The sequence below is a fragment of the Kaarinaea lacus genome, assembly GCF_975902315.1.
On record NZ_CDLKIE010000286.1, the window covers coordinates 1 to 10,048 of the forward strand.

Below are 10,048 nucleotides of genomic sequence, written 5' to 3' on the forward strand. Positions count from 1 at the left end.
TCCGACCAGCGCAACTATGAACAATCCGGTAATACTGAAGAAAGCCTGGCGCAACATCTTGAATGGCAATTATTACTAACGCCGTTTAGCGAAACAGACGAAGCCATTGCCACTGCCATCATTGACTCTATTGACCATAATGGTTATCTCACCTCAAGCCTCGACGATATTTGTGAAAGCCTGAACGAGAACGCTGAAGAGGACGAGGAAAAAGTCGAACTTGATGAAGTTGAATCGGTATTAAGGCGAATACAGAACTTTGATCCACCCGGCGTTGGCGCGCGTGATATACGTGAATGCATGCAATTGCAATTAAATGCCTGCGATCCCAATACTCCCTGGCTGGAAGAAGCCAAAACAGTCGTCAACGATTATTTCGAATTGCTGGGTAATCGCGACTATGTGTTGTTGATGCGTCGTATGCGTTTATCAGAAGAACAATTACAGCAAACCATTTTGTTGATCCAGTCGTTAAATCCACGCCCTGGTTCTCAGATTACCGATAGTCAGCCCGAGTACATTATTCCCGATGTGTTTGTGCGCAAGATCAAAGGCATCTGGAGAGTGGAATTAAATCCCGAGGTTACTCCAAGGCTATCGATTAATTCGCTGTATGCAGGGATGGCTCAGGGCAGCAATACCAGCAGCAGTGATACCTCGTTTCTGAAAAACCATTTACAGGAAGCGCGCTGGTTCCTGAAGAGTTTAAAAAGCCGTAATGAAACCCTGCTAAAAGTGGCAAAATGTATTGTTGAACGGCAAAGGGCATTTTTGGAATATGGTGATGAAGCCATGAAACCACTGGTCATGCATGATGTTGCCGAAGTCGTTGATATGCACGAATCCACTATTTCCCGAGTCACCACCAAGAAATACATGCATACACCCAGGGGCATTTATGAGCTGAAATATTTCTTCTCCAGCCATGTGAGTACTGCTAGCGGTGGTGAATGCTCGGCAACTGCCATTCGCGCTATGTTGAAAAAACTGATCGCCGCAGAAGAAGCCAATAAACCGCTGAGCGATAACAAGCTGGCGAATATGCTGGCAAAGCAGGGCATCAATGTGGCCAGACGCACGGTAGCAAAATATCGTGAAGCGATGGCGATACCGCCATCCAATGAACGCAAACGCTTAATGTGATTATTTAATGTAAAGAATACAGGTAGTTATCTAAAAATTATAATTATTACTGTTTGTTGCCGATAGTTGACACAAGTCATCGTCTTTTACGACAAATTCGATAAGTTCTATAGTAAATGATAAAAAAAATGTACCTCTTCCAAGTTTTGTCTGCAGTGATCGTGTTCCTTCACTGTTTCCCGTTGAACCAAAAGCCGTATGTATAAAGGAGACCTTTCTATGCAAGTAAATATTGCTGGCCACCATCTTGAAGTAACTGAAGCTCTCCGTGATTATGTTACCTCCAAATTAGAAAAACTAGAACGCCATTTCGATCAAGTCTCAAATATCGATGTTATCCTCAGTGTAGAGAAGCTGGTACAAAAAGCAGAAGCTACCGTACCCGTAAATGGCCAAAACCTGTTTGCCTACGCCGAAGATGAAGTCATGTATGCAGCCATTGATGCGCTGGTCGATAAGCTCGATCGACAAATCATCAAGCGCAAAGAGAAAGCGACTAACCATCACCGTGGTGATGGCACCAATAAAAGGGCACAAATTTAGCACGAACAATGCAATAACAGCACGGTCTAATTATATTAAATGAATAGATCCGCAAGGTGGCTTAAAAAGATTTACGCTTAGGAATTTTTGAGGGAAAATAGCGCGCAATTCGAATTAAGCCACCTTACTTAACGTTAATTTCGCTTATCACATCACAGTTGGCGGTTTGACAGGAAAGGTGGGTTACGTACTTCGACATTAAGCAATAAAGTGAGTCCATTTTTTTGAACTAACTGTATAAGCGCGCTATAAGTAGTTATAAAAAAATAATAAATCTAAAGGAGTAACAACACGCTTGTTTATTGGGTATTATGGTCTATAACTCATGTTCTATGGGTTTGATAATACCAATTGAGTCGTTATAAGTATTAAGTTGGTTATGAACATTTCTGACATTATTTCCCCCGACCGCGTCGTTTGCGATCTTGACGCCTCCAGTAAAAAAAGAGTGCTGGAGCGACTTAGTGACATGCTTGTCAGCAATTCATCAGATACCCTGGCACCGCAAGAGGTCGTTGATAGCCTGATTGCCCGTGAGCGGCTGGGCAGTACCGGGATTGGCTACGGCGTCGCTATCCCCCATGGCCGCGTTAAAAACACCGACCATGCCATTGCCGCTTTCGTTCAGCTTCATGAGGGCGTCGATTTTGATGCTTCCGACAAACAGGAAGTCGATTTGTTGTTTGCGCTCCTGGTGCCCGAGCAATCAACCGAAGAACATCTGCAATTATTGGCCCAATTGGCCGAAATGTTTAGTGACGAGGAATTTAGATCTCAATTACGTGCTACTAAAGACAGCCAAGCTATCTATAATCTATTAAGTACCTGGAAGAAAGCTAACTAAACGGCAACCTTTAAAACGTGCACGGTAATGTCCGACAAAGTCACTACCCAAACGCTGTTTGAATTTCATCGACACAAACTATCGCTAAAATGGATCGCGGGCCAGGGTGGCAAGGATCGCAGTCTTAAACGCGAAGAAACAGCGTTGGCACGTGCCTCACTGGTAGGCCACCTCAACGCCATTCACCCCAATCAAGTTCAGGTTTTGGGTCAATGGGAGTTCAAATATCTCAATGGCCTTGGGAAAAACTCCTACCATGATGTGATCCAGCAGGTATTTAGCAACCTGCCCGCGGCAGTCATTATTGCTGATGATTTAACGGCCGACGAAAGTATTCTCGAAAAGGCGGAGAAAACCAATACCCCCCTGCTCTATTCATCCCTCGATAGCCAAAAAGTGGTAAATCGGCTGCATTATTTCCTGGAATATAAATTAGCCGAGTCCTCCATATTGCACGGTGTATTTATGGAAGTTCATGGGCTGGGGGTTTTGCTCACCGGTAAAAGCGGTATTGGTAAAAGTGAACTGGCACTGGAACTTGTGAATCGCGGACATCGTCTAATTGCCGATGATGCACCGGAGTTTTCGCGCATCGGGCCTGATACAATTCGTGGTCACTGCCCGGCTATTTTGAGAGGCTTTCTGGAAGTTCGTGGTCTGGGCGTTATTAATGTTCAAAAAATGTTTGGCGATTCAGCAATTAAACCTTCCAAGAACTTGCGCCTGATCGTGCAATTGAAATCTATTGAAGATGAGGAAATCAACCACCTGGACCGACTGGGTGGCAGCTATGACACCATCACGTTGCTGGATGCGGAAGTTCAGGCAGTAATGATCCCTGTCGCACCTGGCCGAAACCTCGCCGTATTGGTCGAGGCTGCGACCCGACAATACATTCAGTTACAGTCTGGGTATAATGCGTCGCTCGACTTCATGCACAAACAAAAACAATTAATGGAATCTGAAGACCAATGAAGTTAGTAGTGATAAGTGGTGTATCCGGGTCCGGTAAAAGTAACGCTCTGCACGTCCTGGAAGACCTTGACTATTATTGTATCGACAACCTGCCTGTCGGATTGCTACCTGCGTTTGCTGAACAGACCCAGGCGTCCAATGATTCTATCCCCCACGCTGCCATCGGCATTGACGCACGAAACTTGCCCAATGAGCTACCCCGATTTTCCTATATTCTGGAACAGTTAAAAAACAAAGGCGTGATAGTGGAAATCATTTTCCTGGACGCCGAAGATAATATCCTGTTAAAACGCTTTAGTGAAACCCGCCGTAAACACCCGTTAACGGAGAATGAAATACCGCTTGCCGAAGCGATTAAAAAAGAGCGGGAGTTGCTGGAGCCTATCGCATCACGTGCGGATTTATATATCGACACCAGTCGTACCAATATCTATCAACTGCGAGACCTGATTAAAGAACGCATGACGGGTTCCACTGGGCAAAACCTGTCCTTATTGTTTGAATCCTTTGGCTTCAAGCACGGAGCGCCGACCGACGCTGATTTTGTATTTGATGCGCGCTGCCTGCCCAATCCTCATTGGGAACCTGCATTACGCGACCACACCGGACTGGATCAACCGGTAATCGACTACCTGCAACAGCACGAAGTAGTAGACGAAATGTTTGAAGACATCAAAAAATTTGTGGAAACCTGGATGCCTCGATTTGAAGCGGAAAACCGTAGCTACTTAACGGTTGCAATAGGCTGTACCGGCGGGCAGCATCGCTCCGTTTATTTGGCACATCGGCTGGCTGAGACACTTAAAAAGGTCCATAATAATACGCATATTCGACACAGGGACATGGAATGACTGTCGGATTACTGCTAATTACGCATGAAAATTTTGGTGATTTGTCTTTGCAGATTATCAAAACTATCCTTGGCGTGTGCCCGCTGGAAACCAAGTCCTTAAGTGTTCCGTTTGACGCAAATCCCGACGTTATTTATAAAGAAGCGAAACATTATGTGGAAATGCTGGATCATGGTGAAGGTGTGTTGATCCTGACAGATCTGTATGGTGCCACACCCAGCAATATTGCTCACCGGTTAGTAGATGAAGGGAAAGCAGTCGTTGTGACCGGTTTAAACCTTTCCATGTTGATGCGCGTACTCAATTATCCTAACTTGAGCCTGGAAGAACTCGTAGATAAAGCATCACGTGGTGGTAGTGAAGGCGTGGTCGTTACGCTAAAGAAAAATGCATAATTATTAAAAATGATCAGTAAGGAATTAACCATCATTAATAAATTGGGGTTACACGCACGTGCGGCGGCAAAGTTTGTTTCCCTGGCTTCTTCGTTTAACAGCGATATTCGTGTCGCCAAAGATGATAAAACTGTCAATGGCAAAAGCATCATGGGTGTCATGATGCTGGCTGCCAGTCAAAATACCCAGATTACTGTCAGCGTTGAAGGCGAAGATGAAATACTTGCCCTTGAGAAAATTCAAAAACTGATAGCCAACCGGTTCGGTGAAGACGAATAGTACCCTATCCCTACGGGCTTGCGCCTTTCTGCATCCATAACAATCTATTTAACGGGTAAATACCCGGGTTCCGATGCTTTTGCACATCTAATAGGGTACACTCCCTGCAGATCAACCCAGGGTATCCCGATGCCAGACTCCAATAGCCAGGAACAAAGTTCCGAACGACTACAGGCCTTTTTCGAGCTGATTCGTGAAGGTGACGCGGAACAGTTGGTTGAGAAACTTGATGAGCTACATCCTGCTGAAATTGCACACCTGCTGGAATCCCTGCCACGCGAAGACAGGGAAAAAGTCTGGGCACTTATCGACCTTGAAGTCAACGGCGATATACTCCTTCACGTCAACGATGAAATACGCACCCAACTTATCAAGGACGCTAACGAAAGCGAACTGATTGCTGCAGCACAGTCCTATGAAACTGATGACCTGGCAGACATCATTGTTGACTTGCCAGAGGATGTTACTCAACAGGTATTACATTCACTGGACGAACAACATCGCCAACGGCTAGAAGCTGTTTTGTCCTATCCGGAGGACAGCGCAGGCGGTTTAATGAATACTGATACCATCACGGTACGGGAGGATTTAACCCTGGATGTTGTGATCCGCTATTTGCGTATATTGGGTGAAATTCCGGAGATGACGGACAATCTTATCGTGGTCAGCCGTGAAGGCAAGTTTTTGGGCAGCATGTTATTGACAGATCTGTTAACCAAAGATGCCAGCACCACCGTATCGGAAATCATGTCCCGCGATGCTGAAGCAATACCAGCTGATATGCCGGCACGCGAAGTTGCCAACCTGTTTGAACAACGCGATCTGGTATCTGCCCCTGTAATAGATCTGGACCATAAACTGTTGGGCCGTATCACTATCGACGATGTGGTGGATGTCATTCGCGATGAAGCCGATCACTCCCTGTTGAGTATGGCTGGTTTAAGTGAAGAAGACGACATGTTCGCACCCGTGGTACGAAGCTCCCGGCGTCGCACTGTCTGGCTGGGCATTAATCTATTAACGGCCGTACTGGCATCGTGGGTTATCGGACAGTTTGAAGACACCATTGAGAAACTGGTGGCATTGGCAGTGCTAATGCCTATCGTTGCCAGCATGGGTGGAATCGCAGGCAGCCAAACTTTAACATTAGTGATTCGCGGGATTGCCACGGGGCAGGTTGCAAAATCCAATGCCCGACGTTTATTGAACAAGGAACTTGCAGTCGGCATATTAAATGGCATGACGTGGGCATTGATTGTGGCAATTATTGCATTGCTCTGGTTTGACGATATACAACTGAGCGCAATTATCGCAGCGGCAATACTGGTGAATTTAATAGTTGCCGCATTGGCTGGCGCCACGATACCGCTATTGTTAAGTAAAATAGGCATCGATCCCGCGCTGGCAGGCGGTGTGGTTTTAACGACCGTTACTGACGTTGTGGGATTCCTGGCTTTCCTGGGAATGGCCGCCTTATTTATTGTATAAAATTGTTAGCAACCAGCTTTCAACATGTCGAAAACTTTCAAACCTGCTACCCCATTGCTCACTGTAGACATCATCATCGAGATGGTGGACCGGGCAGATCATAACATCGTACTGATAGAACGTAAGAATCCGCCTTATGGCTGGGCCTTACCCGGTGGCTTTGTTGATATCGGGGAATCTGTAGAAGCTGCCGCCATCCGCGAGGCCAAAGAAGAAACCAGTCTGGATGTCACGTTAACCCAGTTGCTGGGCGTTTATTCTGATCCACAACGAGACAGTCGCGGCCATACGGTTAGCGCTGTATTTATCGCCCAGGCCTCTGGGCAAGCAAAAGCACAAGATGATGCCGCCAACCTGCAACTGTGTAATGCGACTGAACCGCCCGGTAATCTGGTCTTTGATCACCAGCAAATACTTAATGATTATCTTCGTTTTAAAGAAAAAGGTATTCGGCCTGCCTTAAACAAATAACTGGCTTACCCGCGCTCAACGAGGCACATACCTGTATATGCTATTTTAACAGGGGCTAAATCTATTCAGCCTTATGCAGAATCAAATTGCCTGTTCGATCTGCATGGCATTGCCAGTCAACATCAATAAATGTAGTAGACACGGTTTCTGTAATTAGCGCCGGCCCGTTTAATATTTCATCACGCGGCAATGCACTGCGTTGAATAACGGGAACGGGCACATCGATACCAAATAATTGGGCTTCGACAGCCTGTAAAGTTTCCGCCTGGCTATTATTTACTAAAAACTGTTCAAACGAGCTAATGCTTTGAGATTTTCCCTGAACCTTCACCCGGGCTGTTACAATTTCAATGGCTTGCTCCAGGCGGTGCCCATAGCGCTCTTCGTGGCTAAAATGAAAACTATCCATGGTTTTCTGTTTGCCTAGCCAGGGGATATTCAAGGTATAAGACTGACCTTTGTATCGCACATCCACACTAGGGGCGACATGAATTTCATCTTCGCCCAATCCTTCCTCGCGTAAAGCCAGTTTACCTTTATCGGTTAATTCATTAAAAACATCGAGAATCTCATGTTCCCTGATGTCGTTCACCAGGCCGCTATAACTCCGTGATAACTGCCGAGCCCGCGGTGCTACCAGCATACCCAAAGCGGATAACACACCTGCCTGCACCGGAACCATGGCCTCACGCATGGATAAGGCGTCAGCCAGTGCACAGACATGCAAACCACCCGCGCCACCAAATGAAACCAGTGATAAATGTCGCGGATCAAGTCCTCGCTGAACCGACATGACACGTAGCGCCCGCGCCATGTGTTCGTTTGCCAAACGAATAATACCTTGCGCCATAGTCTCAATACCCAATCCCAACTGGTCCGCCAGCGCTTTTACTACGCTTCTTGCTGCATCCATGTTTAAAGACATTTGGCCGCCAAGAAACGCATCGGGACGCAGGCGCCCCAGAACCAGATTTGCATCGGTAACGGTGGCCTGGATACCGCCCTGGTTATAGCAGGCTGGGCCAGGATTAGCGCCCGCTGATTGCGGTCCCACCTGTAACAGCCCGCCTTCATCAACTCGCGCTATCGAACCTCCCCCTGCCCCTATTGTGTGCATATCCACCATGGGCACAGCCACTGGATAATAGCCAATATGTCCTTCGTTACTTAACTGCAACTCTCCATCGATTAACGCCACATCGGTGGACGTGCCCCCCATATCGAAGGTTAGTAACCGCGATAGACCAGAACATGATGCAACAAATTGCGCCCCAGCCATCCCACCCGCAGGTCCGGACAACAGCATATGGACTGACTGCTTTGCCGCTTGTTTTGCGTCGATTGTGCCGCCGGAACTTTGCATCACAGATATATGAGAATGATGAGACGCTGTATCAGGAATTCGTTGGCTCACGCCATCGCTTAAGCGTTGTAAATAACCCTGCATGATCGGACCCACGGCAGCATTCAACCAGGTGGCAATACCGCGTTCATATTCTTTGATTTCCGGTAGCACTTCAGAGGATCTCGAAACAAAAATATTTTCTGGAATAACCGCAGCAATGGCTTTTTCGTACTGGTCATCGCAATAGGAAAATAACAGGTTTATGGCAACCGCCTGAGGCTTCAGATCATTTAACTGTTGTTTTAACTGTACCAGGTCATCCGAAGTCAACGCTTCTATCAGTTCCGCATTGGCGCCGATACGTCCACCGGTTTCCAGGCACAACTCTCTGGGTATTGGTGGCGGAACAGGCTGAGGTTGCAAGTTATATAGCTCACGGCGAGCCTGGCGCCCGAGGGTAAGAATGTCGCGCATACCGCGGTTAGTAATATAAACCGTACGCACCCCCTTGCCTTCCAGTACGGCATTAGTGGCAACTGTAGATCCATGCACGATATACAGGTCGCCGGAAATTCCGGCATCAATTCCCAGCTCATCGATGCCTTGTAAAATTGCCTGTTCCGGTGCGTGGGGTGTGGAAAGTACTTTATGAACGGTGAGTTGATGGTCTTTTACCAGAACGAAGTCGGTAAAGGTACCCCCGGTATCAATTCCTAATAATATCATTCGGCCAACGCAACTTGGTTTCTTCCATTTTCTTTTGCATTATAGAGGGCCTTGTCTGCACGTTCTACCAGGGAATTAACATCTTCATCTGATTTTACTAAAGCAACACCCATGCTGATGGTTACGTCCAGCAGTGTTTCCGGTAAATCGATAGGTGTTGCCGCAATACGAGAGCGTATCCGTTCTGCCACCATTCGGGCTGTGGGTAAATCGGCGCGGTTCAAAATAAGAAGAAATTCTTCACCGCCATAGCGACCGACAATATCAAAACCACGTAAAGAATTCTTAATACGGCTGGCGACTTCTTTTAAAACTCCATCGCCCGCGAGATGTCCGTGATTATCATTAACGCTTTTAAAATGGTCGATATCCGCCATTACCACGCATAAAGGCGCCTGTTCCGCTTGCGCTTTTACAATAGCTTGTTGTAGTTCACTGAATACATGTTCATGATTCACCATACCCGTCAAAGAATCGGTTACGGCATGTTTTTCTAGATGCGACGCCAGTACCTGCATTCCGTCCAGGGACTGTTCAAACGACTTTAATTGATTGATAAAACACGTGTCGATTGCCAATGACATGTCCAGGCTCGTAATCTTCAGTAAAAATCGGATAAAAGCCTGGTAATCCCCAGTATTGTTACGCAAGGTATCGGGGAAATTTTCTATTATGCTTTGAATCAATAACTGAAATGCGCAAATATATAAACTAATGGGTAAACCAGCCGAACTATGCGCAACACCAACCCGCAACCTGTCTTCGAAATAACTCAGGCTGTCGAAGCCCATACCCAGGCTCAAGAGAAATCTGGATTGATTCTTACGCTCGGCATCGACCAGTTCATTACTATGCAGCATCTCACGCACTTCAGATATCTGCAACAGCCGGTCAAAAAACAGGTCAACAATAGCGTTAAACCGAGGAACGATCACTTCCTGCTGTAAACGACCCGCGATAGCGTGATCCGCTTCTGACAATCCAACCA

At 46.6% G+C, this 10,048-nt stretch carries 11 protein-coding genes; 9 read left to right on the plus strand and 2 right to left on the minus strand.

Annotation, left to right across the window (positions count from 1 at the left end):
- The 9 genes from ACWVCM_RS09010 to ACWVCM_RS09050 form a co-directional block, all read left to right on the plus strand.
- Window positions 1-1,143 (plus strand): RNA polymerase factor sigma-54 (locus ACWVCM_RS09010; RefSeq protein WP_455201406.1); only part of this gene is annotated, 1,143 nt, incomplete at its 5' end.
- 219 nt (window positions 1,144-1,362) lie between these two features.
- Entirely contained in the window at window positions 1,363-1,686 is a 324-nt protein-coding gene (gene hpf, locus ACWVCM_RS09015) for a ribosome hibernation-promoting factor, HPF/YfiA family (protein WP_455201407.1), read from the plus strand.
- Window positions 1,687-2,065: 379 nt separating this feature from the next.
- A complete protein-coding gene (ptsN, locus tag ACWVCM_RS09020) occupies window positions 2,066-2,530 on the plus strand; it encodes a PTS IIA-like nitrogen regulatory protein PtsN (protein ID WP_455201408.1) in 465 nt (154 codons plus the stop codon).
- Window positions 2,531-2,557: 27 nt separating this feature from the next.
- Window positions 2,558-3,505, plus strand: a complete 948-nt coding sequence (gene hprK / locus ACWVCM_RS09025) for an HPr(Ser) kinase/phosphatase (RefSeq protein WP_455201409.1) — start codon at window positions 2,558-2,560, stop codon at window positions 3,503-3,505.
- Window positions 3,502-4,356: an RNase adapter RapZ gene (gene rapZ / locus ACWVCM_RS09030; RefSeq protein WP_455201410.1), complete on the plus strand. Its 855-nt coding sequence runs from the start codon at window positions 3,502-3,504 to the stop codon at window positions 4,354-4,356. The genes hprK and rapZ overlap by 4 nt, the downstream gene beginning before the upstream one ends.
- Window positions 4,353-4,751: a PTS sugar transporter subunit IIA gene (locus ACWVCM_RS09035; protein WP_455201411.1), complete on the plus strand. Its 399-nt coding sequence runs from the start codon at window positions 4,353-4,355 to the stop codon at window positions 4,749-4,751. The genes rapZ and ACWVCM_RS09035 overlap by 4 nt, the downstream gene beginning before the upstream one ends.
- A 9-nt stretch (window positions 4,752-4,760) precedes the next feature.
- Window positions 4,761-5,030, plus strand: coding sequence for an HPr family phosphocarrier protein (locus ACWVCM_RS09040; RefSeq protein WP_455201412.1), 270 nt, complete (start codon window positions 4,761-4,763; stop codon window positions 5,028-5,030).
- 129 nt (window positions 5,031-5,159) lie between these two features.
- Window positions 5,160-6,518: a magnesium transporter gene (mgtE, locus tag ACWVCM_RS09045; RefSeq protein WP_455201413.1), complete on the plus strand. Its 1,359-nt coding sequence runs from the start codon at window positions 5,160-5,162 to the stop codon at window positions 6,516-6,518.
- A 24-nt stretch (window positions 6,519-6,542) separates the two neighbouring features.
- Window positions 6,543-6,989, plus strand: coding sequence for an NUDIX domain-containing protein (locus ACWVCM_RS09050; protein ID WP_455201414.1), 447 nt, complete (start codon window positions 6,543-6,545; stop codon window positions 6,987-6,989).
- Window positions 6,990-7,050: 61 nt separating this feature from the next.
- Here ACWVCM_RS09050 and ACWVCM_RS09055 read toward each other — a convergent pair whose 3' ends face one another.
- Together ACWVCM_RS09055 and ACWVCM_RS09060 are read right to left on the minus strand one after the other, a co-directional pair.
- Window positions 7,051-9,060, minus strand: coding sequence for a hydantoinase/oxoprolinase family protein (locus ACWVCM_RS09055; protein ID WP_455201415.1), 2,010 nt, complete (start codon window positions 9,058-9,060; stop codon window positions 7,051-7,053).
- Window positions 9,057-10,048: GGDEF domain-containing protein (locus tag ACWVCM_RS09060; RefSeq protein ID WP_455201416.1), on the minus strand; the 992-nt coding region annotated here is incomplete at its 5' end. The genes ACWVCM_RS09055 and ACWVCM_RS09060, both read right to left, overlap by 4 nt.

Bases quoted from the DNA above. Each gene is read 5' to 3' on its own strand.
- hpf (WP_455201407.1), top strand. From the start codon at position 1,363: ATGCAAGTAAATATTGCTGGCCACCATCTTGAAGTAACTGAAGCTCTC.
- ptsN (WP_455201408.1), top strand. From the start codon at position 2,066: ATGAACATTTCTGACATTATTTCCCCCGACCGCGTCGTTTGCGATCTT.
- hprK (WP_455201409.1), top strand. From the start codon at position 2,558: ATGTCCGACAAAGTCACTACCCAAACGCTGTTTGAATTTCATCGACAC.
- rapZ (WP_455201410.1), top strand. From the start codon at position 3,502: ATGAAGTTAGTAGTGATAAGTGGTGTATCCGGGTCCGGTAAAAGTAAC.
- ACWVCM_RS09035 (WP_455201411.1), top strand. From the start codon at position 4,353: ATGACTGTCGGATTACTGCTAATTACGCATGAAAATTTTGGTGATTTG.
- ACWVCM_RS09040 (WP_455201412.1), top strand. From the start codon at position 4,761: ATGATCAGTAAGGAATTAACCATCATTAATAAATTGGGGTTACACGCA.
- mgtE (WP_455201413.1), top strand. From the start codon at position 5,160: ATGCCAGACTCCAATAGCCAGGAACAAAGTTCCGAACGACTACAGGCC.
- ACWVCM_RS09050 (WP_455201414.1), top strand. From the start codon at position 6,543: ATGTCGAAAACTTTCAAACCTGCTACCCCATTGCTCACTGTAGACATC.
- ACWVCM_RS09055 (WP_455201415.1), bottom strand. From the start codon at position 9,060: ATGATATTATTAGGAATTGATACCGGGGGTACCTTTACCGACTTCGTT.